Here is a 26344-nt window from a genome sequence, read left to right on the forward strand (position 1 = left end):
TTAGACTCCGCTCCGTGTGACCCCGCGGTTTACTCCACCTTGTTAGACTGCGGTTTTGGCGTATCATCGGGACACGGTCGCGTCGGAGTCGATCGCCACCGGTTTTGCAGAAACAATCGGTGTAAAAAACACATAAGATGCTTTTGTGAAGAAACCGTAATGTCCGACAGTCTCTACTTGGCGACCAACGAAAACGCGACGGGAAAACGGATGATCGCGTTGGGGGTGATGGAACTGGCGATACGGCGGTATGAACGGGTTGTTTTCTTTCGTCCCGTCGTCCGAATCGGCCCCGAAGAAGACCAAAGCATCCGATTGATGCGGTCGCGTTATCCGATGTCCGCCACCATCGAGCAAATGCACGGCGTTACCCGCGCCGAAGCTCGAAAAATGCTGGCCGAAGATCGCTATGAGGAATTGATCCAACGCATTCAACAGCGGTTCAAAGCGTTGCAACAGGATGCCGATTTCGCAGTCGTTGAAGGGACCAGTTTCCAAGGCTTGGTTCCGGAGATCGAATTTGAGCTCAATGCGGATATCGCCGTCAATTTGGGGTGTGCGATCATGCCCATCTATTCGGCTTACAACAAATCAATCGAAGACTGTGTCCAATCGATCCGCATTGGAAACGACAGTCTCTCCGATCGAGGGGGACAATTGGTCGCGACCGTGGTCAACCAAATCAAGCCGAACGAGGAGGAAGCGTTTCGCAAAGCCTATCGCGACACGGCCTTGAAGGCGACCACGCCGCTTTACCTGTTACCCGAAGAACCGCTGCTTCGCCAACCCACGGTCCGCGAGATTCAAGCGGGGCTCGGCGCGGAGGTTTACAACGGTGACGAAGCGACTTTTGACCGAGAAGTGACGCGGCTTAAAGTCGCAGCCATGATGCTTCCGGATTTTCTGGAACGCCTCTATCCATCAAGCTTGGTGATCACTCCGGGCGACCGAAGCGATATTTTGATCGGTTGCGCCTTGGCCCGTCTCGATGCCGATGGCCCATCACCGGCCTGTGTCGTTTTGACAGGCGGATTATTGCCGCCGCCTTCGGTCGAACGTTTACTTCGTCAAACCAGCGGCTTGCCGGTGCTGAGAACAGGCGTCGATACGTTTACCGCAGCAAGCCAAGCGTCGATGGTACGAGCCGAAATTGGTGAGCATTCGCCTCGCAAGGTTGAATCGGCAATTGGACTTTTCGAACAATACATTGACTCGGACGACTTGGCCGCTCGTTTGCAGGCACCGGTTGCACATCGTGTGACACCGATGCTGTTTGAGTATTCGCTTATCCAACGCGCCCGTGAAAAACGAGTCAAGATCGTGTTGCCTGAAGGAAGCGAGCCGAGAATCTTGCAAGCCGTCGATGTGCTGCGTCGCCGAGACGTTGCCGATATCGTGCTGCTCGGTGAACCGGCGAAAGTTCGCGCTGCCGCAAGCAAGTTGGGGGTCACTTTGCCCGATTCGAATGAGAAACCGGATTGTGGTATCGAGATCATTGACCCTCGCACGAGCCCGCTGCGAGAAATGTTCGCGCAAGAATATCACCAACTTCGCGAGAACAAGGGTGTTACACTCGATGTCGCGCGAGACCGGATGTTGGAAGTCAGCTACTTCGGCACCATGATGGTCAAACGGGGATTAGCTGGGGGAATGGTATCCGGATCCATTCACACCACCGCCAACACGATCCGACCGGCCTTCGAGTTTGTCCGGACGCGTGAAGGAGTGGGGTGCGTCAGTAGTGTCTTTTTGATGTGCCTAAAACATGGTGTTTTGGTTTACGGCGATTGCGCCGTGATCCCGAACCCAACCGCAGAACAATTGGCCGAAATCGCCAGCAGTAGCGCCGATACAGCGGCCCAGTTTGGTATTGAACCACGAGTCGCGATGTTGTCCTACTCGACGGGCGAAAGCGGGCAAGGCGAAGACGTCCAGCGTGTTCGTGCGGCAACAGCGCTACTAAAAGAAAAACGTCCCGATTTGCTAGTCGAAGGACCTCTTCAATATGACGCCGCGATTGATCCGAAGGTCGCAGCAACGAAACTGCCCGACAGTAAGGTGGCCGGACGAGCGACCGTCTTTATCTTCCCTGACCTAAACACCGGCAACAACACATACAAAGCTGTGCAACGTTCCGCCGGCGCCGTTGCAGTCGGCCCGGTGCTACAAGGACTGCGAAAACCCGTTAACGATCTTTCACGTGGCTGTACGGTTGCCGATATCATCAACACCGTCGCCATCACTGCCATCCAAGCCCAAGCAACATGAACGTCCTGGTTTTTAACGTCGGCAGCACGACTCTAAAGTATGCCCTGATCAATACTGAAACATCCGAGCGATTGAGCGAAGGTTTGGTCGACCGAATTGGACAAACCGGCGGGGACGCAGCCGACCACTTGTCCGCGGCCCAAATTGTACTCGAAAAACATGCAACGCTTGATGTCAATGCGATTGGACATCGGGTAGTCCACGGCAGTGATTTTTTTACCGATTGTACGATGGTGACACGATCCGTCCTTGATGATTTAGCGACGCTCGATTCGATAGCACCGCTGCACAACCCGCCCGCTCGTGCGGTGATCGAGGCGATTACGAATCTCGATATGCCAATCCCACAAGTGATGGTTTTTGACACAGCGTACTTTTCAACGTTGCCTCCGAAAGCGTATCGCTACGCAGTCCCCGAAGAAATCTATCGCGACTACAACGTCCGACGCTACGGGTTCCATGGCACATCGCACCGCTATGTAACCGAGCAAACACTTGGCTTTTTCGAGGGTGACACAAGCCAAACAAAAGTCATCACGTTGCATCTTGGGGGCGGTGCCAGTGCCACGGCATCCGTGGGCGGAACGGCCGTGGAAACGTCACTGGGCATGACGCCTCTTGAAGGATTGGTGATGGCCACGCGGACCGGCGACATTGACGCGTCGGTACCCCTACATTTGATGCGTCAAGCGAAAATGTCGACCGAGGAAGTCGACAAACTGCTCAATAAACAAAGTGGTTTAGTAGGCCTTTGCGGCGACGCGGACATGAGAACCATTTTGTCTCGACGCGATAAAGGCGACGAAGCAGCGAAATTGGCAATCGAGGTGTACGTTCATCGAATACAAAAATACATCGGTAGCTATATTGCCGTCCTAGGCGGGTTGGATGCATTGGTATTCACCGCGGGCGTAGGCGAGAATGCTGCGGCCATTCGAGCTTTGGTTGCAAAACCATTGTCGTGCTTTGGTATCGAGATCGACACAGAAGTCAACGCAAATGCAAGGCCCAAGGGCAAGATCGTGGATCTGTCCACTCCAAACGCAAAGGTTCGTACTCTCATCGTACCGACCGATGAAGAGCAAGCCATTTCCAAGCAAGTGGAAGGATTCCTTGGCCGTTGATCGATTCGCGGTCATCATGTGATGCGAACGGGCTGCTCGATGGGTCCGCCCGCCAGAAGTTGGCCCGCCTCCCGATGATTCGATTTATCCCAACGGCAAAACGCCACTGAGCGGAACCGATCGCTATCGGAGACCGCGTTCGTGGCCCTGGCGACTAAGCGGTAACGGCCCAGTGCGGTAACGGGCCAGTGCGGTAACGGGCCAGTGCGGTAACGGGCCAGTGCGGTAACGGCCCAGAGCGTTAACGACTTGGAGCGCTTCTACCACTGGAAAGGGACTCCTCTAAAATCGCTTGCAACTGCTCCACTATCTCGGGTCGCGATCCCGACAGATTTAGCGTCTCGCCAGGATCAATTTCCATGTCAAACAATTGTCCCGGAGAATTGGGGGCAGTGTCAGCAAAGTGATACTCTGTTAGCATTTTGTGCGTTTCGTAGTTGTTCCCACCCGATCCTTTGTGTGCCAAATATTTCCAACGCCCGCGTCGAATCGCCAAGTATTTCTTTCCTCCAAATCCCTGTTGTAGCAAGTATGGGCGGATCGGGTCCTCTCCCGCCATGCCTAAGAATACCGGCAACATGCTAAAACTATCCTCGGCTGCATCATCAGGCAAAGGTTCGTCGACAATCTCCGCCACCGTTGCCATCACATCGGTCAACGATGTGAGCTGATTGGACGTCGTTCCGGCTGATACTTTTCCGGGCCAACGGACGATCATCGGCACCCGGTGACCGCCTTCCCAATTATCGCGTTTTACGCCTCGCCACGGTCTAGCGCCATCATGGCCTTGATCATGTCGCATGTGATACACCGTGGGGACTTCGGGGCCGTTGTCGCTGGTGAAAATCACCAATGTATTTTCGGCGAAACCTAGTTTTTCAAGTGTGTTCATCAGCTCGCCAACGATGAAATCCAATTCAAAAATGAAATCGCCGTGCGGCCCCGAATCCGTTTTCCCCTTGAATCGATTAGCAGGAAAGGATGGCAGGTGAACCGCTTGCGTGCTGTGAAAAAGGAAGAACGGCTGATCGGGGGTTGCTGTGGCGTGTTGTTCAAGGAATTGTTGGCTCTTTTGAAGAAACAACATATCGACCTCTTCGGGATCAAAATCGGGTGCGATCATCCCACGACGATTGTCGTTGGCGTAAGGATGTTTTGGCAGCTTCGATTGATCAAGCTGTTTCACGGGAGGAGTTGGAATTCGGTTGCCATCAATGAATGCGTACAACCAATCGGTCGTAGGGCAGCACGCGGTTCCGAAAAATTGATCAAACCCGCAATCGAGCGGGCCACCGTCAATCCGACGTGAATAATCAATTCGTTGCACTGACTTGAAATCACCTTGATGGATTGGTTTACCATCTTGATCGAAGAAGGTTAAACCAATGTGCCACTTGCCAAAGCATGCGGTCAAGTAACCTTTCTGACGCAGCATCGCCGGCAAAGTCATGCGTCCAGGAGCGATCAACGACGGCCCGCCAGCTCCTGAGAAAACTCGGCCTCCGTTTGGAACCCGGAAAGCCATTTGCCCCGTCATCAAACTGTAGCGAGTCGGTGTGCAGACGGTACAAGGGCTGTGGGCGTCTGTAAAACGCATTCCCTCGGTCGCCAAGTGATCGAGGTTCGGTGTTGGAATTCTCGATTCAGGGTTGTAACACCCAACATCGCCGTAACCCAAATCATCTGCCAAAATAACGACAATGTTTGGAAGATCGCTAGCGAACACGGAGTTCCCCAAAGCGGCGATGACCACCGTCATCGTGACGAAAAGGGCTAATTTTAGAGTCAATTTCATCGCTTCACATAAATCTTGAGTACAGGTCAGGAACAGGTAAAAGTTACGTGCCTCGGGACTCGCTGGAGCTTTCCACGGCATCGGCATTGCCGAAGCGAGTGCCAAACGCCGGAAATTTTCTTCCTCAAGCCGACCTACTATCGCAATAGCGAGAACAAGCTTGACCATTGTGACGCTGCGGAGAGGAATTCCTTTTTAGGGTTCATCACAAATGCTCCTGGACGAGCATAACAAACACCCTGGTTTCTTTGAGGTCTTCTGCGTTAACTGAACGTGTCACCTCGTTTGTTCTTCTTGACGCGTCGCGATAGGTACATAACCAATCTCCAATCCTTTTGGCGGAGTGACCAGCAATGCCGGGTCGAGGTCCGCCAGCGTACCGAGCGTCGGCGGTGCAAGGTATTCGCGATCTTTGGTCCATGTGCGATGCAGTTTCTCAACCTTTAACTGCATCGCTTCACGCTCTACTTCCGTCAAATCAGCGTTGAGAAGTGCGGGCTGATCGGCGAACCGATACCAGTAGTATGTCACCACACTACCATCACCAAGTTTTGCTTGAAACGGACCCGCCGCAGGACCAGGCTTCTTCCAACAACTCAATGGATCATCGGGGGTAACGTAGGGTTCAGCCATTTTATGATTGGCCCGCTTATCATTGGGGCGATGGAACTGCACGTTAGCCAACCCCGTTTCGACGGGTACCTCAGCAGATGGAACAGGAACCCAAATCGGCTTGTCGGTTTCTACACCATCCAAACGATAGTACTCGGGAAGCGTTACCAGCTGACCATGTTCGGATTCTGTTTTTGTTGCGAGCTCGTAGTTCCAGCGATAACCGTATGAAACGGAGTCAAGCTCGACGGGACTGGCAAACGCGTCCCATGCAATCTTGACCCTCTGTTCTTTTGTTGCCGAACGAGGATAGATTCTCCAAGTCGATCCACCTTTGGACATGAAAGTTTGTGGAGCCGACGCACTTTCATCGATCTTGCCATTAGCCGCGGGTCCCCCGTCAAACCAAGTTTTGACGGCATCCCAAAGGGCGTTTTTGTTGTAAACCAGCATGCGATGCACAACCAATGAGTCTCCGCTGGCATCTCGAGGAAACGATGTCGGCGCAACTCGCGCATAGGTCACACCGTTTGAATCCGTGGCCTGGAATGCAGGTATATACTGAGTTTCCATTTGCAGCGCCTTGTTCGGCTTTGACGGACGGCTATCCAAGAACAAACCACTAAGCGTCGGATCATCGGCGGTCGCTGCGGACCAAAAATAGGGAGTAAAGAAAGCGACTGGCCCCTTGAAATTTCCCGTGTTGAGAAACAGTGTCCAGCAACGATCCCCCGTTGGTACCTGTTTTCCCGCTGTCGTCGATTTGTGCGTCGAAAGCGGAAGCGGAAGATAGCCGTAGCCAACAAGCTCATTGCAAGTCCCTTGTTTCAAATTCAAACCATCCGGTGGCCAAAGAACGGATGAGCTAAGTTGAGCGATACCATACTTGCCTTTGGGCTGGTCCCAATCGCGGCCTTTGCCGGCACCAGGCCCGTTAGCCCATTCACTAAAGTTCAGTGCGACGCCTCCCATGATGAACTTTGGCGTTTCAGTCGCAAATCGCGTGTCACGCCACCAGCCCAAGCCACCTTCAATATCCGAGTACAACTTGCGATCTGGAGTGGCTCCGTCATATTGGGCAAACATCCACGTACCAAACAATCCAGTCTGAAAACGATTTCCTGGATAATGGTTCAAAAGCGGCCAAGCTGTCACATACATCGAGAAACCAGCGTTGTAGGTTTCAGGAGCCTCTTGGTGGGGAACAAGAAGATACCCCGCCATCTCAACCTCCGTCGGCGAATCATCACAACGTCCGACATGGCCTCCCAAAAGAAGCATCCCAAGGATGTAACAAGACACGGCAAAGCTATTTTGACGGTGAGGCAACATGGGCAAGCAATGATTTTTTTGAGTAACAAGCTGGGGAAACGTATCGCAGAATCGTTCGTGACCGGGAAAAAAAATGCACGCACTGGTAACGGTATTAGAGCATATATTTATTGCGTAGTGCGGTGCTATCTTTATTGCGCACGTAGTCCGGTACGACCGCAGGCGAAGCGAGCTACCGCTCGGATTGCGTTCGCCCACTCCCGTTGGTCGCTAAATTCATGTCATGACAACATCGATTTCAGCGACAACGGATGTAGGGGCAGTAAAGCCAGCCGAGATGCTCTGCGGGGTTCTGCTGGGCCTACTGAGTTGCCTCGCTCAATTCCCAAAACGCTCACCGAATGGCAAGACCAATTTGTCGCAAAGCCGACTCTATGATCGCGCAACGATCAACGAAGAGGCTCGAAACCGGCGACGAACGTTCTCGGGGGCAAAGGTCCGTCTTTTCTCATCACGGTTTCTTCGGAACCACGATGCAACGAGTGCCAAAGTATGCGGGAAGGGACCGTGCCCTCGGTCGATCGAGCTTTTTGTAACCGCACGCCATTGACGTAGCTTCGGTTTTAATCCTTCGTAGTCCGCTTCGGTTCTCGGCTCCGCAGCGACATCGGCGACTTCGCCACCATGGATCAAATACCAGGTATTGAGTCCGTCGTAACCGTTCACTGGATAAATGAACGTGTATTCGCGTCTTGCTTTTGCCAATATCGCGAGTTTGCGATGAACATACTCCAACGATTGAAGCGTTCGCCTTGCACTGGCCGCTAACTCGTATTGTTGTTTTGCCGCTGCCCGCTTCATTTGTTCGCTGATTGCAATAATCGGCTCATCGTTGAAGCCATCTAAAAAACTCTCCGCTGCGCTGACTTGCAATTGATAGTCTTCGTGGGTGCATGCGGCAGCACACGGTCCGAGACAGGTATCAAGTTCAAGCCGCAGACATCCGGGACGATGGTCGAGATCAAATAGCTGTAATTGTTCGGCAAAATGGAACAACTGTTTTTGACTACAATCACGAAGCCGAAAGACTTTATTGAGCCCATCGATCGCTCGCTGCATTCGACCGGCGCCATAGAATGGTCCTTCAATAGCGACGCAATCCGCAGGTGCTTTTGCAGACAAGAAAAAATACGGCGCTGGCAACCGGCCAAGACAAAGGTAAACAGGACGCTGACGCTTAGGCACGCCTTGAACGTTCCAACGAGGACTGTGGCGGCGAATCAATTGCTGTTCGCGAAGTAGCGATGCGAACTCGCTCGGTTGGGTCTCCCACTGGATCGCTCGAGTCGACTCAATGATTCGGCCTCCCTTTTCGTCGGAGCTCGAATCGGCGAAGTAGCTCAACAGCCGCGAACGCAGCGATTTACTTTTGCCGACATAGATCAATTCGCCTGTACGATTAAGCATCCCGTAGACGCCGGGAACTCGCGGGCACAACTGCATCACTTGACCGCGAAGCGATTCCTTCGTCTTCCCACCAACCGCTTCGATCCCTCGCGGCGGGTGGGGGTTAAGCGAATCGACACCGAACCCGAACGTCGGTTGATCACGCAAAATCGCTTCCATGCTCGATGCTTTTATCCTAGAGATTGACTCGACTCAGGCCCGCGTTTTCGGCCAACACAATTAAGGGGCACACTGTGGAGGCCCACACACAGTGGAGGCCCCGTACAGTGGAGGCCCCGTACAGTGGAGGCCACACAGCTCGCTGCGATGATTATGCCGAATGGGCGCCATTATGGCAATCAAAAAAGTCAAGCTAGCAAACGCTTGTAGGTTTCCACCAATGTGTCGATTGGAAAAATGCAAAATGGATGTTCACGGCTTTTCAGCACTGCGAGGGAGCCACGCCGCCGAATCGCATTAGCCAATTCGTTCTGCAAGTTCGCAGCAACGTGCTCAAGTTGCGACGCCAATCGCTCGTTGATCGATTCCACCCGTTTGTGCCACTCTCGTTTATCGGTCTTTAACCAGTGCTCGTCTTGAAACGGCACCGAATCGAGTAGCGTCCGCTTCTCGGCCAAAAATACTGGATCGAAATCCGCTTCGTCTCGAAACCGCTCGGGATTGAACCGGACGTCGCGAATTTTGCGTTTTAGCTCGCGTATACGAGCGTCCAAGTCGCTGGGGGAATCGCCGGGCAATTGAACCGTTGCCGAAACGACCATGAACTGGGGCGGATCAATGCCAAAGAACCGCTCGGCAATCCGGTCCCCCAATTGGTCATATTTCCCGCCGCCAATGCCGTGCAAAAACAAGTCGCTTAAGACCAAACGTGCGTACATCGTTGTCAGTAACGCTCGCGGCCGAATCTTCAATTCACTCGTATTTGCCATCGCCAATTGCTCGACTGCGGCAGCAGGCGATTGATCAAGTGATACCCGGCACTCTAATCCCATACGATTGCTAAGGATCAATTCGGTGCTGGTCCGTTTAACCCAACCGGCGTGCCGCTGAGGTGCCGCGTCGGAATAGAGCCATATCGGTGCCTCGTACCAATGGCCGTCAACATCGCCGCCATCGCTAGCCAAATTAGGCACCGGATGTGAACTGCTGCGGATACCGTGAACTTCTCGGTAATACTCCGTCTCGGAGTTATAAATTTCTTGAAAGCGTGGTAAGTCGCTAAGCATCATCAATAGAAACTTTGCAAACGCCTGAGATCGACACACCACGCCAAGCGGAATTTCCAGCGTCGACAACCCGATATCCCCTTCGAGTGCATGCCTTGCTTGGGCGAGCGCGCACCCAGCAACACCGCAGCGTTCGACGGCTTCGCGGGCATGTTGCCAAAGCTTATTCACAAGCGGATGAGGGATAATCGGTGCAACAACCGCGGCCACCGCTTCGTCGAAATGATCAAACCGTTTTCGATCAGTGATCACAGTTTGTTCATAGGGTACGCCACCACCAAACCGATCATACCGAACCGTTTGATAAACGTACTCGCCGCAAGTTTTGTCGATCGTTGGAACACGGATACTACTGCCCGACGCCGCGTCATTGTCGATCACCAAATTGATCGCCACCGCGTCGTGCGATTTACCAAGGGAATCGAGAACAAAGTTTTTGAACCAAACCCCGCTATGAAAAAGCGATGGTTGATGGCCTGCCATGATGATTGGGGCCTCATCACGATTAGCGATCAATTCGACCTTTCGATAAGCCGACGTGTATCGCACCGCATCACTGATTAGTTGACGCCTTGCTTCGGTGCGAAGTTCTTGCCAAGAGGAATCGTGCTGAGAGAGAAGGCTCAAGTTGCTGCGCAGCAAACCACCTGCATCTCCGATGCTCGGATCTGCAAAAGACTCTCCGTGGGATTTAGGAGCACTGTAGTGTCGGAATTCGTCGATAAGCATCAAGGCGGTCACTTCAATAACAGCGTCGCCGTTCACTCAACGAAAGGCGACAATGATTACTTTCCTGAGTCTAGCCAATCACTTGCTTCTTCGCACCGATTTCTGTTCCGAAAGAGGCCCCTTGCTCAGCAGCCACTCGAATCGCATCGTCAAGGACTTGATTGTAATATTGCAACCGCGTCTCGGACTCATCAAGTGACCCACCAAACGATCGGCTCAAATCCAAATAGATCAGAGGAACGGGAATTTCAATGATCCGCAATTTCGCAGCGACCGCTTCGACCCACAACTGCAGTGGCATCGCATAGCCAGTATCGGTAATTCGCATCTCTCGAAGTGCCAAAGTCCGGTAAGCTTTGAAACCGCAAAAGGCATCCGTCAGATTTAATCCAAGTCGCTCATTCAATTCGCCAGTGATTCGCCGATTGATAAACATCCGTTCGGGCGGCGGTGCATCGTCGCCTGCATATTTCTTCAAATAGCGACTACCTGAAACGATGTCTGCCATCGAAGCCGCTTCGATAAACCGAGGAATCCGCTTGGGTTGGTGCTGACCGTCGCAGTCCAACGTCACAACGCCATCGAAGCCTTCTTCGATTGTGTACTGGAACGCGCTCGTCAGTGCCGCTCCATACCCTTTGTTCCCATCATGATGTATGACTCTGATGTCATTTCGGCTGCGCAATACATCCGCTGTCCCATCGGTTGACCCGTCATCCACGACCAACACGTCGGCGGCGTATTTCGTCACTTGATCTAGAATCTCGTTGACAGTACCAACTTCGTTAAAGACAGGAATCGCGGCTAACCATCGTTCACATTTAGACATATTTGCTCGGTCTGCTTTTTGGCGCGTTGTGGTGGAAAAGGAATGGTCCGATGAAGTATCGATGACCGACAAGTGAAGAAACCCGTCACACTCGAACGATTGAGCGTTTTTAGCAAAACCCGTTCCAGAGCCAGTATTCTACCGACGTTTAGATGTCCGTCAATATTTCCGGCCGCTACGGGAAACATTCACGCCGCTATATCAATATTCTCGCCGCCATCTAGCGAATCGGATTCGATTGCACCCGCCTTCTGCTACGCCGCCCTGTGAAATTCGGCAGGCTCACCTTGAGAGCTGACTGCCGTTTTGCCAGCAATTTGTACAACCGGTGGCAACGGACGCCAAAGCGATCTCCCAAACGCGATCGAAGGCATTTCGATCCATCGATACATGAACCGCGATAGGTGAAAAGTAAGCGGATAGAAAACCATCAGCGTCAAAAATTTGGACGTCGCGTTGAAACTCGCATTGGGCGCGACCAATCCGAACAGCTCATCGTGTAAACCGAGCAGCGGTTGGTGGATCAAATAAAAACTGTAGCTGACCACGCCCAACTTCGACATGTGACCCCAGAACCGAGAACCAGAGCCCATTTCTGGGATCGTCCATTGCTTTGTGACGATACGGTCAACCACAATCGATGTCAAAACAGCAAACGCCAAGAACGCAAATTGAGACGTCGGCCGAAACTGGGGAAACGCAAACGCACAAATTGCGGCTGCCCAAAATGAAACATTTGAAAAGTAGGTCGGACGATCTTCAAGGTAACATTCCGCCAAGTAGGCACCGAGTGACCAGCTAAGCCAATACGCGAACGGTGATTCGGTGATGTGGACCGCAAGTGGTGCTCCGTAGTAGACGTCTGTGAATGAAGACACCGACGTGATCACGATTTCGATGCATCCGACATACAACAACGTTTTCTTCCACGACCACCGACGAGTCATCCAAAATAGCAACGGATAGACCGCGTATAGCTGTAGCTCCACAGCGATACTCCAGAACGATCCATTGATCCCGTAGAAGGTTTTTGAATCGAAATTGTGAACCGCCAAAAGGTGCGTACTGAGCTGTGTCCATCCATCCGCAGCACGATCGGCAAATCCTAACAAGGGCCAGACAAAGAAAAAGAGTATTGTCGCTAATAGATACGGTGGATAAATTCGAAAGAAACGTCGGTGTGTAAAACTTCGCCAGCTGGAATCACGACTCTTTTTGTAGCTCAAATGAATACAAAAACCGCTAACCACAAAAAACACCGCAACACCGGCCCATCCGAACGAGAACGGATAGAAGATCATAAACGAACGGCTGGTGGAATAGTCTCGGACCAAACCTGCCCAGGGCAGCTTGTCGTACCAGAATGCTTGACCGAGCGAATGAAAAAGAAAAACCGCTAGGATCGCGACGCCTCGAAGTGCATCAAGTCCTTGGATATGATTGTTCGAATGGCAAGTGTCTTGGTTAGGCATGTTGCGATCCAGTTGTGTTGGTCTTTAAATGCATCCCCACCGGACACAAGCCGATTCGTCATGCCGCGCGTCGTTCATCCGTTTGGAACATCCGACGGATGATCCGTTTGCGGCGACGGAACTTGTTCTTCGCAGTCCGAGTTTGATGCTTCCACCACAGATGAATAAAGTCGCTCGGTCGTTCGGGTTCGTAATCCGCCCAAGCGGTACGCGATAGATAATGCTGAAACTGATACGCTTCAGGATGAGGACAGAAGTAATGCCATGGCTTGAGTGCCGATGTAAAATGGATCACCCATGGGTCATGTTTCAACTGTGAAAACGCCTTCTGATCAAATGGACTTTCGCTTGCTGAGGGGTAAGCGTGAAAATGGGCCCCTTGGTTCCAACGTCCATCCAACTCGCCCCATCGCCCATACATGACAACGTTAAGCGCATATTGGTCCCACCACAAAACATGTTCGCGATGTTCTTGTAAGCAGGAAAATAGTTGTTCATCAATTTTCTCGTGGCGCCAATGATCGACGTCAATCACTAACAAACCAGCGTTGAAGTATTTTGCATCGGGTGACATCGCCAAAGCTTTGTGGTTAGCGACGGGCGTCGGTGAAACAATGTAGTGTTTGCAGTCGTGAAAATTCGAGATCGTCGAGGCACTATCGATATACGGTGCCGCAGCGTCCTGAGCAGCCAACACCGCGTTGCCGTTTAGAGGTGACCTCCACAATTCGGCTAAGTTCTTGCAAATCAACAAGTCCGAATCGAGATAGATCACTCGTTTGACCGATTTTGGCAATACGCTTGGGATCAAAATACGCAAGTACGACGCCGCGCTTACATGCCCACTTACGGGAACATCTTTCAGCATCGCCATGTCGATTTTTCGAAACGCGATCGACACTCGCTCGTCGCGAACAGACTCAGCAATTTTTTGTTGCGACGCTTCGGCAATTCCTCCATCGAAAATGTAGAGTTGGATCGTCTGCATCGGATCCAAGTGGTCAATGACCGAACGCAGCGTAACCGCAAGTGGCATTGCGTACGCTTCGTCACAACCACTGACCACCACAATCGGTTCCACCGTTTTCATTCTCCGACTCCCTGAATTGAATTGCGAGTAGTTTCGCTATGCGGCTCTCTTCCGCGACTCGCTGATATTGATTGGCTCGGCGCGGTTCAATTGTTGCGCCAATATGTCAACCGCCTTCGGCAAATTCTCGATTTTGGTTCGTAGCATTGGACGAGGACGCTTCGAAACCAACATCCGCGTCGCGGTCGAATCCAACATCACGCTCAACCCCTTCATTAGCAAATGCAGTCGCGCCGGACGCAAACGCCATGCCTCGATTAGCAATTGGCCGCCTCGGAATCGATCTGCCGAGGCATCATTTTCTGGTTTCGATCGCCGATGAATTCGCGATGCCTGTTGAAAGACTTTGCATGCATAATCGCGACACGTAGAAGGATCAATTGCGGGCGATCCAATGTATTGGCGAATCGTATAGGCGACCGCTTCAACGACCAACGCCAACTTGGCCGTCGTCGCATCCCCGTGGCATTTACGGTACAAACAATGCGACTGCGGAACATGAGTAAACGAAACGCCTAACGTCGCACAACGCAAAAAGAATTCGTAGTCCTCACAATATTCGTGATTGCTACTCCATTGGCCCGTGCGTTCAAGGACGCTGCGCCGCATCAGGGTTGCCGACGGAGTCAGAAAACCGCGACTAAACAGACTGGTTGGAAAATCAGCGACTTCCTCCGCGGTAGGTCCGTAATTCCCGATCACCCGATCGGTGCCATCTTCCACCATCGTCACGTCGGCGTAGGCAAAATCGCAGCCGGTTCGGACGAGTGTATCCACCATCGTTTGAAGATACTTCGGTAGCCAGCGATCATCCGAATCGAGCGTTGCAATATATTGGCCCTGAGCGACCCGAAAGGCAACATTGCGAGTGTCCGCCGCACCTAGATTCTTGGCGTTGCGAAAGTAACGGACGGAGTTTGGGACCGAGTCGCCAAACTCGTTCACGATTCGTTCGGTCTCGCCGACCGATGCGTCTTCAACAACGATCACTTCCCAATTTGGGTACGTTTGGCTACGAATCGTTTCCAGTGTCGCGCCGATCAAATGGTCGCGGTTGTACGCCGGAATCACGATCGTAACCAATCCTGGGCAGGCTTCCTGATCGTATCTAATCGGTTCAATCATTGGGATGAACACCTTTGTTTCAAAGGTAAATATTGGGTCTCATCCCTCTATTTGTCGGTTTCCGATGGCTTTGAAAACCAATGCTTTTGAGTCCTAAAATCAGAATAGCCAGAACATCCGCTGCCGAATGATCCGTTCGCAGAAGTGAATTCTTGCTTCTTCTGAATCAATGCTTGCATTTTCGACGAACTGATGCTTAGGCGGAAACCTAACACCGTCTCGTGTTCGTTGCTCTCGCACCTCCAACCCTTAGCGATGCAACGAAGTGCTGGGAAATCGTCCGATGGACGGTTACAGGCAAAACTCAATCCATTGTTATGCCCCAACATTGATGCCATGAGAAAGTCCACTGAGTCGACGCGATTGCGAACCAGTTGCGTGGTAAACAATTACAACTATTCCGATTATGTCTGCGAAGCAGTCGAATCCGCGATCGCGCAAGCGTTGCCGTTCGATGAAATCATTGTCATCGATGATGGATCGACCGACGATTCCGTCAATCGCTTGCGACATCAGTTCACGTCGGAGAGCAAGGTGACGATCGTCACCAAGGAAAACGGAGGCCAACTCTCTTGCCTGCACGCTGGACATCATTTGGCGACCGGGGACGTTTTGTTCTTTCTCGATGCGGACGATCGCTATGATCGAAAATTGACACAAAACGCTCTTTTAATTTTCGAAGCTCACCCGGAGATTGATTTCCTAAGCGTTGGTTATCGCAAAATCGGCAATACCAACCGCGGTCCGGTACGGAACAAACCGACTCGGAATTGTGGGATTAGTACGCTCGGGGCAATTTACCACCGCAATTGGATCGGCAACCCCACATCATGCTTGTCAATGCGATCGAACTTGGCCAAACAAGTCCTTCCCTTTCCCGACGAAGCGGCTTGGCGAATCCGAGCTGACGATGTGCTTGTCCTTGGGTCATCGATTGTCGGAGCTAACAAGTATCACCTCGATCTTCCACTGGTTGAGTATCGCATTCATGGAAACAACGGCTTCGCGAACCGGAAGCAGAGCAATCAAGCAAAAATGAAACACGCGATACAGACGAATCGACTGATTCGGTACTATGTCGAAAAGATGGGATACGATCTTAAGTCACTCGCCGAATTATTGCCTCGCGAGTTCCGAACGCTCCAGCGTCCATCGCTTCGTGAACTATTCGACTACGTCCGAATGTGCTCAAGCACCAAATTGCCATGGACGCTGCGGCTGGGTTACGCATTGAAGCTGTTGAGCCATTATCTGAATGACTCGCGTCGTCCGGCCGATGTTCCCGCCGAGGCTGTGATTCCAGCCGAAGCCGTGATTCCAGCCGAGGCGACTGAGCCGATACGAAAAGCAGCGTAACCTCCGCTGGCCTACTTTGCGGTCTGTTTAGCCAATTCCTTTTCAGCGGCTGACAATTGGCTACTGTATTGGGAAAGTGTCATCTCTATTCCGAGTTTTTCGGCCGTGTCACAGAGCAGACGCAATGCGGCGACTCGAATCGGAAGCGGTGAAACGACCGCGCGGCGTGTACCGGCTGCTCGCAAAGCCGACATCGCTTCAACATCTTTCCCCAGTTCCAACAAGCATCGCCCCATCAGCAAATAGGCATGTGGCGAATACTCATCGATCTTGACCAAATCGGTTAGCTCTTCGATCGCTTTTTCTGGTTGATCGCTGTCGTGGTAGGCTTCGGCCAACACCAGATTCAGGTTCAACATTGTCGGATCGCGTTCTAATCTTGCCTTACAGACTTCGATACGCCGAAATGCCCAATCGTCTTGGCTTCGTTTCAGTTCCCGTTCGACTTCGGATGTCTTGAGCCGACTCGCTAGGTCTCTAAATTCACGATATTGTTGTAACGAACGAGCCAATTTTGCTTCTTCGAGCTCCCACAGCAAGACCGACTCGTTGGGAAAAAGTTCCACCGCATCTTTCAGCACACGCGCGGCTTCTTGCGGTCGTTCCTCTTCGCGATAAATTTCCGCCAATTCACGGTAGGCTTCAATGTCGGTCGGTGAAGAGCGAATATGATGCTCAAGTTCTTGGCGTCGATGTCGCTGGACCTTCCCCTCCGGTGCAACCTGATCTTTTTCGATTTGCGGGTTCTTTCTGAGTAGCTCATCCGGTCGAACAGGACGCCAACGCCCACCATCCATCGGATTGCTTTCGTCCGCACCACGAGAGCGACTGGTTGAATCCGCGGGTTTTTCCGAGTTCGACATTCGGCTTGATGGGTTACAGCAAAGGACAGGAAACAGAAGACGACCGGTTCATTTTGGTCCAATCAAGGCCACGAAGCAACCGTTGACGCTCGACATGCTTCCTCCTCCCCTTACGGTGGGGCGATCCAATCGAATTCCCTTGGTGTTTACCAGCGTCACGGGAGGTACGGTAGATATGGGTAGTCTCGTTGTTCTATTGGGAGCAAGCGAATGGGAACAAGCGAACCACAAAAACGAGATGGCAGGGAAGAGGCGGAAATCGATCCGGCCCCTTCCGATCAGCGATTGCCCCGAACTCGCCTCACTTCAGCGGCGTTACAAAAAAACGGCGCTACAAAGTAGCGCCGTTTCGTTTTCATGTAGCCATCGTTGTCAATGCTGACTTCAGCAAAGCCAAAGCTCAAACGAGGTCAACATCACCGTGCGATCGCCAAGTTTTGCTTTCGCAGTCCATCGATGTAGTCATGAGCGATGTTTAGGACTTCACGGTTGTAGAACGTATCACGGAAAACTTCTTCGGTACCCGCTTCCGCTTCTAACTCTTTTTCCTCTTCTTCTTTTTGCGCGTTTAGCTCTTTCCGCCGTGCGATGAACTCAATTTCGTTTAACGAAATCGAGTGATTCTCTTTCTGACGAACGTACAATTCGACGCGGCTCAACAATTCACCAAACTCTTTCTCTTTCGCCACACGTTCCATCGAATCCTTGCGAAGCGTGCCCAACAAATCGGGTGGGACCATGTTGTAATGGTCATGTTTAGCCGGTTGAACGCGGTCGTTCGGTAACGCGTACTTCAGATCCGCTTCGCCCACATCCATTTTGGACGTGATGCTTGGCAAAACGATGTCGGCCCGAACACCGGTTCGCTGAGTGCTTTCACCATCGGGAAGGTAGAATTGTTGCAGCGTCACTTTCAAGGCGCCGTAGTTCGCCCGATTATTGCGGAACAATTGCTGACCCAAATCCATCAAAGTTTGAACCGTACCCTTACCATGAGTCGCAGGGTCGCCGACAACAATTCCGCGATGATAGTCACGAATCGCACCAGCAAAAATCTCACTAGCACTTGCGCTAAACTTACTTGTTAGTACGACCAATGGTCCGTCCCAAGCCGTTCCCGCTTCTTCGTCAGCGTATTGTTGGACTGAACCGTCGGAATTCTTGACTTGAACGACGGGTCCGCGATCGATAAAGAGCCCGGTCAGGTTAATCGCTTCGGTCAAGCTCCCACCACCATTGGTGCCGAGATCTAACACGACCCCATCGACATCTTGGGCGCGGAAGTCATCAAGTATTTTGCGGACGTCGCGTGTGCTGCTGCGGAAATCACGTTTGTTCTCACGTGCTGCTTCCATGTCCAAGTAAAAGCTTGGCAAATTAATGTAGCCGAGTTTAAGCGCAGGGCTCGGAGCTTCGCCCACCTTGTGCTCGATCACCTTGCCGCGCGCGGCTGATTCTTCGAGTTCGATTCGATCGCGTTGGACGCGAAAGACTTCCACTTCGCCTGCACCGCCAGGTCGGACCCCCAATCGGACGATCGAGCCTGCTTTGCCACGGATCAGTGCGACAACATCGTTGAGCGGCATTTCGACAATGTCCACCAACTCACCTTCTTCGCCTTGACCAACACTCACGATAACGTCATCGGTTTTTAGTTTGCCATGACGAGCTGCAGCACCGCCAGGAATCACTCGCATGACGACGGTATTGCCATCTTTCTCGCGCAGCTGAGCACCAATTCCATCGAGGTTCAGACTCATCAAGATTTGAAAATCATCAAGGGAATCGGGCGACATGTACGTTGAGTGTGGATCGTACGCCGTGGTAACCGAAGTGAGATACATTTCTAACAAATCATCGCTGTCGGTCGATCGCCATCGCTTTGCGTAACGAGCGTAACGGCGACGAAGCAGTTCGCGGGCTTCTTCCCCCGCTTTGCCTTCGTCTTTCTGATCCAACATTGCGTACTTGATTTGGCGACGCCAACGGTCGCGAGCTTCGTCGGCGTTGCGAGCGTAAACCGCCGACTCGGGATCGGTGATAATTTGTTCTTCCCGATCGAAATCAAATTCACCGCTGAGCAATTCTTGGGCGATCGCGACGTCTTGCTCAACGCGTTCAATAAATCGGCCGAAGATTTCGTAACCGAACGACAAATCGCCCGCTTGGATCATATCGTCGATACGGTTCGCGTTTCGTTGAAATTGATCGATATCGCTTTGGTAAAAATAGAGCTTCATCGGGTCGAGCGAATTGACAAACAGGTCAAGCGCTCGTTGGCTAATTTCGTCGTTCAGATTCTGTGAAGAAACATGGTTTCGCGGCATCAAGGTCGCAATCAGTCGAGCGACCATGCTGTCGCGAGCCGAAGGAGCGGCCAATTTCGCGATTGGTGCCGCTACAGCCGCTTTCACCACCACGGGCGAATTGGGAACAACAGATGCGGCCGCATGGCCCTCAAGGACCGCTTGGTCGGATTGCCCACAAGCAAAGGATGAGATCGATAGAGCGATCGCAAGGCTAAGAAATGTGGGTAGAGAACGACAATCCATAATGGTTTCCTGAAAATATTTGGTTTTGTGGCTCAAATTGCAGCAAGTGGATCGGCAACGAAGGGACGTGGGGAGCCTTTAGAGCGTCTTAATGCACCCGATGTGATGTTAGGGAAGTATGCGGTTTGCGGCAACTCCGTTTTCTTCTCGTTTTTACGTGAAGCAAGCAACTTTGGTTTCGTTGGCCCCCCAATTTACCACCCAATTGTTACCGATCCCGCCGTTTTCATACGCCAAATGACGCGCAATGGGTGTTCGTTCAGCCACTGCCCTAAAAAGACGAAAAACAGGCCCTAGGCGACCAGGCCCACGCTGCCGCACCTTTTACAAATTGATCGAATCAATTGCTTCACGAATGACCGCGGCGCTTGCCTGCAATGCGCTTTGTTCCGCATTACTTAGGGCGATCGGAATCGAATCAACAAGCCCTTCACCATCGATCAAGTGCGGCATTGCAATCGTAACGTCCTTCACATCGCCAACCGCATCAACACGACCACAAACAGTCAATATCGCGCGTTGATTGTTCAAAATTGCATGCACAATTCGGGCTAGCGCACTACCAATTCCATAGTAGGTCGCCCCTTTGCCTTCAATAATATGATAAGCCGCACGACGGACATTCTCATCAATCGAGTCACGGTGTTCTTGCGTCAAACTCAACTTGCGAACTTCGCAAAACTCCTCAAGCGACATCCCAGCAATCGTCGCCGAGGACCAACTCACTACTTCCGAATCGCCGTGCTCGCCGACCACGTAAGCGTGCACATGCTGAGAATCCACATCGAGGTGGCGGCCTAACAGCGAGCGAAAACGCGCGGTGTCGAGCGTCGTGCCCGATCCGAGAACGCGGCTTTTGGGTACTCCCATCTGAGACGCAAAATGGCTGGCCATATGGGTCATGATGTCGACCGGATTGGTCGCCACGACGATGACCGCGTCTTTTGCCACCGTGAGGACTTCGGGGATCACTTGGCGAAAAACGTCGGCGTTCCGCTGGAGCAATTCCAACCGCGTCTCGCCTGACTTCTGAGAAACCCCCGCAGCCACAATAACGACTCGGCATCCTTTTAAGTCGGCATAGTCGCCTGAAAAGATGTCCAGCGGATGGGCAAACGGGACAGCATGCAAGATGTCGTTTGCTTCGGCAGATGCCCGCTTTTTATCCTTATCAACCAGCACAATTTCGCTGCCAAAACCTCGCATCACCAATGCGTACGCAGCCGTCGAGCCGACCATGCCGGTGCCAACGATACCGATTTTCATCCGAATGTCTCCTCATAAGGGTGCGGTGTTTCGATCATTCTCAAATCCTTTTCAACATTTACGGGGCGCTTTCTGCACTAATTCTTGGCAAAATCTGTGCGAACCGGGCCCAAGTTGATCACGTAGCGGTGTTGAGAAGCGTAGCCAGAGCGTTATATTTCCGCTTTCACCATCCTACCTGTTACCTTTCGATTGCAATATGACGACAGAAACCCAAACCCGAAAGCCGATGATCGAGGCGATTGGGCTAAGCAAGTTTTATGGTCCCTTTGCGGCCGCCCGTGATGTCACTTTTTCGGTCGGCGAAGGCGAATTGGTCGCATTCCTGGGCCCAAACGGGGCGGGCAAAAGTACGACCATGAAGATGTTGACCGGCTACATTGCTCCGAGCGAAGGGGAAGCCCGCATCGCCGGTCACAACATGATGGAAGACCGCATTGCCGGAAGCCGCCAACTCGGCTACTTGCCCGAAAATGGACCGCTCTATCCCGAAATGACTCCTTCAGGAATGCTGAGCTTCTTTGCCGATGCTCGTGGCATGTCTCCGGCCCAGAAAAAAGATCGGATTGATGCGGTCGTCGATATTTGTGACCTCTCGACGGTGATGTTCAAGCCGATCAGCAAACTCTCAAAGGGTTTTAAGCAACGTGTTGGTATGAGCCAGGCACTGCTTCATGAACCGGATGTTTTGATTTTGGACGAACCGACCGCGGGTTTAGATCCAAACCAAGTGCGCGGCGTGCGCAGAACGATGCGTCGGCTGAGCGAAACGAAGACCATTCTGCTCAGTACCCATATTTTGCAGGAAGTCGAAGCAATGGCTTCGCGCGTCGTGATGATTAACGAAGGCCGCTTGGTTTACGACGGCGATGTTAATGGTCTTCGCGAACACGGAAACAATGACCTCGACGATGCGTTCCACGCACTTACCCAAGAAGCGCCCAACCTCTAACGCACGTTTTTTAGTTCTTTACTTCCAACACACACCCTCCCCAATAATTCAAACGAAACGCCATGACGCTCAACAACGTCACTTCCTCGCTCCTAAGTCTGTTTGTTCTCGACTTGATTTTCCTACTCGTGCTGTTGGCGATCGTCGCACTGCTAGCGGGTACGAAAAAGGTCGCCTACGCCGTACTAAAACGGAACTTTGTCGGCTACTTCGGAAACCCGACCGGATACGTGTTCCTTTGTATCTTTGTATTCCTGACCTCGGTCGCCGCGTTTTGGCCCTACGAGTTCTTTAATCAAAACCTCGCCACGCTCGACCAGCTGAATTACTGGTTCCCGTTGATCATGCTGGTCTTCATCCCTGCGATCACGATGAGCATTTGGGCCGAAGAAAGACGGCAAGGAACCGACGAATTGCTGCTGACTCTGCCTGCGGATGACTTTGACATCGTCATTGGAAAATACATGGCAGCCGCGTCGATTTTCACCGCCTCGCTGCTGTTTAGCCAACTAAGCACCTTCGTCACGCTTGCGATTTTGACCGAAGGGGCTGTTGATACGGGACTGATTTTCACGACCTATCTTGGCTATTGGTTTGTCGGCCTCGCGATGATCGCGATCGGCATGATCGCATCGTTCTTGACTGGCAACCTGACGGTTGGCTTTATCCTTGGAGCCCTCTTTAATGCACCGCTGGCATTCGCATCGCTAGCGGATTCGATTAGCCCCAACCAAAAGATTGCTGAATGGTTAGCCGCCAGCGGCATCGCCCGACCCTTCGACGACTTTGGACGCGGCGTGATCAGTCTGTCTTCGGTCAGCTACTTCGTATTAGTCGCGATCGTGGCGATTTACGCTTCGATGGTGCTGATCGGTCGGAGACACTGGACAGGCGGTAAAGACGGTAACACGATGGCATGGCATTACTTGGCACGGGTATTGGCGCTGGTCGTTTTCACGGCCGGAGCCGTCACGTTGTTCCGAAATAAAGACATCATTCGCTACGATGCTACCGAAGAAAAAGTCAGCTCGCTCGCCGATGCAACCAAGCAATTGATCCGCGATCTAGACTCCGATCGACCGATCGTGATCGACGCGTTCATCAGTAGCGAAGTCCCCGAACTCTACGCGCGGACACGCTACGAATTGGTCAACTTGCTAAAAGAGTTTCGCAGCGAAGCCGCAACCCAAGGTCGCGAAATCGACGTCAACCTTTACGACGACATCGAACTATTCAGCGAAGAAGCAGCGTTGGCGGCCGAGCGGTTCGGTATCGAACCGGTCACGCGAATGGTTCGTGAAAAGGGCTCTTTCCAACAGAAACAACTGATTCTCGGTGCGGCGTTCCGGTCAGGATTAGAAAAAGTCACGGTGCCGATTTTTGAGTACGGGATCCCCGTCGAATATGAATTGGTTCGCTCGATCAACACGGTGGCCGAAGGATCGCGAAAACGAGTCGGTATCGTCGCCACGGACGCCCGCTTGATGGGTGGAACCGTGATGCAAGGGATGTCAATGCAACGCGTCGAAAAGCATCCGTTGATCGACGAACTTGCCAAGCAGTATGACGTTGAAGAAGTCGACTTGAGTGGCCCCGTCACGCCCGGCATGTACGACGCGTTGTTCGCCGTTCAACCTTCGTCGCTCGCACCGGATCAATTTGGCCGGTTAGTCGATGCGATCAAATTGGGCGTTCCCGTGGCGATTTTCGAAGACCCACTGCCGTTCGTTAACAGCTATGTAACACCGACCGGAAACCCCAAACAATCGCCTGGATCGATGTTTGGTGGCGGCGGACCGATGCCGAAAGGCGAAATCCGCGACCTGTGGGAAGCCTTGGAAATAGAGTCGCCGGGACGAGCGGGCATGCAAGGCGTTTACGCGCCCGACTTGGTCTGGCAAATGTACAATCCCTACCCCAACCTCGAAATGAACATCAATGAGTTCTGGATCTTCGTCAAAGACGATGCACCCGGACTGCAAAAGGGCGAAGCACTCAGTGGTCAGCATCAAATTACTTCAGGGCTTCGTGAAGTACTCGGCCTTTACCCCGGAGCGGTTCGTGCGAAAGCATCGACGACACTCAAACACACGTCGCTGCTGAACACGGGTTCCGAGAGCGGACTGATTCCGATGGCGAAGGCCCAAAGCATTTTGCAAGGGCAATCAACCATCGCCAGAGAAATCGAATCGGTTAGTCCAAAATTGACCTTGGCGATGGCGATTGAAGGTAGCTCCGGTGATGGCGAAACCGACGCCGATTCGAAGAACGATGACAATGCAGCCGATGGTGAAGAGGATTCGGATGACGAGCTAACGGTCAATCCGATCAAGGCCGTTTACGTTGCTGACTTGGACTTGATGTTACCTGTCTTTCTACAGATCCGGGCTGACCCTGAACAAGCTGCGGAGATGAAATTCCAATTCCAAAACGTCACGTTTATTTTGAACACGATCGATTGGTTGACGGGTGAAACAGAGTTTATCGACGTACGAAAACATGAACCGATTTTTGCTAGTTTGAAGATGATCGACTCGGTCAAGGAACAAGCCAGCACCGAAGGTCGCCGGCAAACAAAAGCCTATCAAGACGAATCGGACGAAGCCGTTCGTGTAGCCCAAGAGAAGATGGACTCGGAACTGAAGTCACTCCGCGAGGAACTCGACAAACTGCAAAAGGAAAGTGCCGATGGACGCATTTCGCGAGCCGAGATGCAAGCCAAAGTCCAGGAATTCCAAACGCGTCAAGAACGTGAACAACGAATGTTGGACGTCAAGCAGACCAAAGCAAATCGCGAATTGCAGCGCAAGGTTCGTGATATCCAACGAGTCGCAGACCAAAAGGTGACCACGATCCAAAACCAAGTGAAAGCGGCCGCAGTGGTGTTGCCATGCATCCCACCGTTGATCATTGGCGTGATTGTCTTCGCCAGTCGTCGACTGCGTGAACGAGAAAACATCAGCAAGAGCCGTTTGAAATAGCTTAAGCCATCTGCCTTTTGCTCGGCAAAAGGCTTCAAAGTGACAATGCGACAAACCTAAGTAAAACAATACCTGAGAGAAGATGACTGTGAACGAAGGAACTAAGACCGGGATTTTCTGGGCCGTTGCGGTGGTAATGCTGGCCATCGGTACGTTCGTCGCTTGGCCAACCAAGTACGAGAGCGAAACGACAACGATCGTTGGGAAACCACTGTTCGGCGAATTCAAAGATCCGCTTGCCGCAGCGAGCATGAAGATCGTGACGTTCGACGAATCCCAAGGAACAATGGCGTCGTTCGAAGTCCGCAAGGATCAAACCTCGGGACTCTGGACAATCCCTTCACGCAAAGGGTACCCCGCGGACGCAGTGGATCAAATGAAACAGGCCGCCAATGCGTTGGTCGACTTGAAGGTATTGGATACTCAAACTGAAAACGCCGAAGATCATGACGACCTTGGCGTGATCGAACCAAAACTTGAAGACCTCGAAATTGGTGATGAAGGTGTCGGGCGGTTAGTCACCCTGAAGGATGAATCGCAAGGTGTTTTGGCGTCTTTGATCATTGGCGACAAGCTGAAAGATGACCCATCCAAAGTCTACGTCCGTCGGCCAGGACAAGACCCAGTCTACGTGGTCAAGCTCGACGAAACACCGCTTAACACTCGTTTCCAAGACTGGATCGAAGAAGATTTGCTTCAACTTAGCAGCATCGATGTGGATCGTTTGCAGATCAAGGACTATAGCGCCTTACTTGGCGCCGGAGGTCAAATTTCGCTGAACCGAAATTACACTGCCGAAGTGCAAATGGATGGCTCGCAGTGGAAACTTGCTAGCCTGAAAGAATACTCCAGTGAAAACCCAATGTCCGATCCTCAAGATGTCGAGCTCGGGTTGGACGAAGAAGTCAATGCGACAAAACTCAATGAAGTCAAAAATGCATTGGACGACTTAAAAATCGTCGACGTGGTCCGTAAACCGGATGGAATGAGCGAGAATCTGAAAGCGGAGAAGGAATTGATTTCGGATAACGCAGCGGTCGAATCACTCATGCGTCGTGGTTTCTATCCTGTGCCGATGGGGGACAACGGCGAAGTCGAAATGTTGTCCGCCAATGGCGAAATGACCGTCTCACTTAAAGATGGCGTTCAGTACGTTTTGCGGTTCGGCAATGTTGCGGGTGTCGCTGCGGATGATCAATCCGAAGACGGCGAAGAAGAGGCGGCTAAACAGGGTGGTGTGAACCGATACTTGCTCGTTACGACGCAAGTTGACGAATCAAGGTTCCCAGTACCTCAACTGCAAGAAGTTCCGCAAACGCTCGAAGAACTCGAAGCACTGTTGAATCCAGTACCCGAAGAGCCAGC

At 52.2% G+C, this 26344-nt stretch carries 17 protein-coding genes; 6 read left to right on the forward strand and 11 right to left on the reverse strand.

Features of this window, described 5'->3' with window-relative positions; all coding sequences use genetic code 11:
- Positions 1-159 precede the first annotated feature (159 nt).
- The gene (gene pta, locus CA13_RS32490; RefSeq protein ID WP_146404261.1) at positions 160-2268 is read left to right on the forward strand and encodes a phosphate acetyltransferase; all 2109 of its coding nucleotides are present in this window, start codon (positions 160-162) and stop codon (positions 2266-2268) included.
- Positions 2265-3392: an acetate/propionate family kinase gene (locus CA13_RS32495; RefSeq protein ID WP_146404262.1), complete on the forward strand. Its 1128-nt coding sequence runs from the start codon at positions 2265-2267 to the stop codon at positions 3390-3392. Before pta ends, CA13_RS32495 begins: the two co-directional genes overlap by 4 nt.
- Positions 3393-3633: 241 nt before the next feature.
- Here CA13_RS32495 and CA13_RS32500 read toward each other — a convergent pair whose 3' ends face one another.
- From CA13_RS32500 to CA13_RS32535, 8 genes are all read right to left on the reverse strand, one after another.
- Positions 3634-5355, reverse strand: a complete 1722-nt coding sequence (locus CA13_RS32500; RefSeq protein WP_419195257.1) for a sulfatase family protein — start codon at positions 5353-5355, stop codon at positions 3634-3636.
- A gap of 108 nt (positions 5356-5463) precedes the next feature.
- Positions 5464-7101 (reverse strand): hypothetical protein, encoded by a 1638-nt coding sequence (locus CA13_RS32505; protein ID WP_419195258.1) that lies wholly within the window; start codon positions 7099-7101, stop codon positions 5464-5466.
- A 402-nt stretch (positions 7102-7503) separates the two neighbouring features.
- The gene (locus CA13_RS32510; RefSeq protein ID WP_146404263.1) at positions 7504-8697 is read right to left on the reverse strand and encodes a GIY-YIG nuclease family protein; all 1194 of its coding nucleotides are present in this window, start codon (positions 8695-8697) and stop codon (positions 7504-7506) included.
- 188 nt (positions 8698-8885) lie between these two features.
- Positions 8886-10493, reverse strand: a complete 1608-nt coding sequence (locus CA13_RS32515) for a hypothetical protein (protein ID WP_146404264.1) — start codon at positions 10491-10493, stop codon at positions 8886-8888.
- Between the two features lie 70 nt (positions 10494-10563).
- Positions 10564-11322: a glycosyltransferase family 2 protein gene (locus CA13_RS32520; protein ID WP_146404265.1), complete on the reverse strand. Its 759-nt coding sequence runs from the start codon at positions 11320-11322 to the stop codon at positions 10564-10566.
- Between the two features lie 254 nt (positions 11323-11576).
- A complete protein-coding gene (locus CA13_RS32525; protein WP_146404266.1) occupies positions 11577-12794 on the reverse strand; it encodes an acyltransferase family protein in 1218 nt (405 codons plus the stop codon).
- Between the two features lie 58 nt (positions 12795-12852).
- Entirely contained in the window at positions 12853-13884 is a 1032-nt protein-coding gene (locus CA13_RS32530; protein WP_146404267.1) for a glycosyltransferase family 8 protein, read from the reverse strand.
- A 36-nt stretch (positions 13885-13920) separates the two neighbouring features.
- A complete protein-coding gene (locus tag CA13_RS32535) occupies positions 13921-15009 on the reverse strand; it encodes a glycosyltransferase family 2 protein (protein ID WP_146404268.1) in 1089 nt (362 codons plus the stop codon).
- Positions 15010-15264: 255 nt separating this feature from the next.
- Here CA13_RS32535 and CA13_RS32540 point away from each other — a divergent pair, with 255 nt between their 5' ends.
- Positions 15265-16365 carry a glycosyltransferase family A protein gene (locus CA13_RS32540; protein ID WP_419195259.1) on the forward strand — a complete coding sequence of 367 codons (1101 nt, stop codon included), beginning with the start codon at positions 15265-15267 and terminating at the stop codon, positions 16363-16365.
- 11 nt (positions 16366-16376) lie between these two features.
- Here the strand turns inward: CA13_RS32540 and CA13_RS32545 are convergent, their stop codons facing one another.
- From CA13_RS32545 to CA13_RS32555, 3 genes are all read right to left on the reverse strand, one after another.
- Positions 16377-17228: a tetratricopeptide repeat protein gene (locus tag CA13_RS32545; protein ID WP_419195260.1), complete on the reverse strand. Its 852-nt coding sequence runs from the start codon at positions 17226-17228 to the stop codon at positions 16377-16379.
- Positions 17229-17644: 416 nt separating this feature from the next.
- Entirely contained in the window at positions 17645-19780 is a 2136-nt protein-coding gene (locus CA13_RS32550; protein ID WP_146404270.1) for a carboxy terminal-processing peptidase, read from the reverse strand.
- A gap of 324 nt (positions 19781-20104) precedes the next feature.
- The gene (locus CA13_RS32555) at positions 20105-21046 is read right to left on the reverse strand and encodes an L-lactate dehydrogenase (RefSeq protein ID WP_146404271.1); all 942 of its coding nucleotides are present in this window, start codon (positions 21044-21046) and stop codon (positions 20105-20107) included.
- 199 nt (positions 21047-21245) lie between these two features.
- Between CA13_RS32555 and CA13_RS32560 the strand changes: the two genes are divergently transcribed.
- The 3 genes from CA13_RS32560 to CA13_RS32570 all read left to right on the forward strand — a co-directional run.
- Positions 21246-21998 carry an ABC transporter ATP-binding protein gene (locus CA13_RS32560; RefSeq protein ID WP_146404272.1) on the forward strand — a complete coding sequence of 251 codons (753 nt, stop codon included), beginning with the start codon at positions 21246-21248 and terminating at the stop codon, positions 21996-21998.
- Between the two features lie 62 nt (positions 21999-22060).
- A complete protein-coding gene (locus CA13_RS32565) occupies positions 22061-24979 on the forward strand; it encodes a Gldg family protein (RefSeq protein ID WP_146404273.1) in 2919 nt (972 codons plus the stop codon).
- A gap of 88 nt (positions 24980-25067) precedes the next feature.
- Positions 25068-26344: DUF4340 domain-containing protein (locus tag CA13_RS32570; RefSeq protein WP_146404653.1), on the forward strand; the 1277-nt coding region annotated here is incomplete at its 3' end.

The sequence above is a fragment of the Novipirellula herctigrandis genome, assembly GCA_007859835.1.
In the GTDB taxonomy this organism is placed as follows: domain Bacteria; phylum Planctomycetota; class Planctomycetia; order Pirellulales; family Pirellulaceae; genus Novipirellula_A; species Novipirellula_A herctigrandis.

What these genes read in the sequence shown, in the direction of transcription:
- CA13_RS32520 (WP_146404265.1), bottom strand. Translation starts at nt 11,322, where the DNA reads ATGTCTAAATGTGAACGATGGTTAGCCGCGATTCCTGTCTTTAACGAA.
- pta (WP_146404261.1), top strand. Translation starts at nt 160, where the DNA reads ATGTCCGACAGTCTCTACTTGGCGACCAACGAAAACGCGACGGGAAAA.
- CA13_RS32535 (WP_146404268.1), bottom strand. Translation starts at nt 15,009, where the DNA reads ATGATTGAACCGATTAGATACGATCAGGAAGCCTGCCCAGGATTGGTT.
- CA13_RS32560 (WP_146404272.1), top strand. Translation starts at nt 21,246, where the DNA reads ATGACGACAGAAACCCAAACCCGAAAGCCGATGATCGAGGCGATTGGG.
- CA13_RS32555 (WP_146404271.1), bottom strand. Translation starts at nt 21,046, where the DNA reads ATGAAAATCGGTATCGTTGGCACCGGCATGGTCGGCTCGACGGCTGCG.
- CA13_RS32550 (WP_146404270.1), bottom strand. Translation starts at nt 19,780, where the DNA reads ATGGATTGTCGTTCTCTACCCACATTTCTTAGCCTTGCGATCGCTCTA.
- CA13_RS32530 (WP_146404267.1), bottom strand. Translation starts at nt 13,884, where the DNA reads ATGAAAACGGTGGAACCGATTGTGGTGGTCAGTGGTTGTGACGAAGCG.
- CA13_RS32510 (WP_146404263.1), bottom strand. Translation starts at nt 8,697, where the DNA reads ATGGAAGCGATTTTGCGTGATCAACCGACGTTCGGGTTCGGTGTCGAT.
- CA13_RS32540 (WP_419195259.1), top strand. Translation starts at nt 15,265, where the DNA reads ATGCAACGAAGTGCTGGGAAATCGTCCGATGGACGGTTACAGGCAAAA.
- CA13_RS32500 (WP_419195257.1), bottom strand. Translation starts at nt 5,355, where the DNA reads ATGGTCAAGCTTGTTCTCGCTATTGCGATAGTAGGTCGGCTTGAGGAA.
- CA13_RS32495 (WP_146404262.1), top strand. Translation starts at nt 2,265, where the DNA reads ATGAACGTCCTGGTTTTTAACGTCGGCAGCACGACTCTAAAGTATGCC.
- CA13_RS32515 (WP_146404264.1), bottom strand. Translation starts at nt 10,493, where the DNA reads ATGCTTATCGACGAATTCCGACACTACAGTGCTCCTAAATCCCACGGA.
- CA13_RS32525 (WP_146404266.1), bottom strand. Translation starts at nt 12,794, where the DNA reads ATGCCTAACCAAGACACTTGCCATTCGAACAATCATATCCAAGGACTT.
- CA13_RS32545 (WP_419195260.1), bottom strand. Translation starts at nt 17,228, where the DNA reads ATGTCGAACTCGGAAAAACCCGCGGATTCAACCAGTCGCTCTCGTGGT.
- CA13_RS32565 (WP_146404273.1), top strand. Translation starts at nt 22,061, where the DNA reads ATGACGCTCAACAACGTCACTTCCTCGCTCCTAAGTCTGTTTGTTCTC.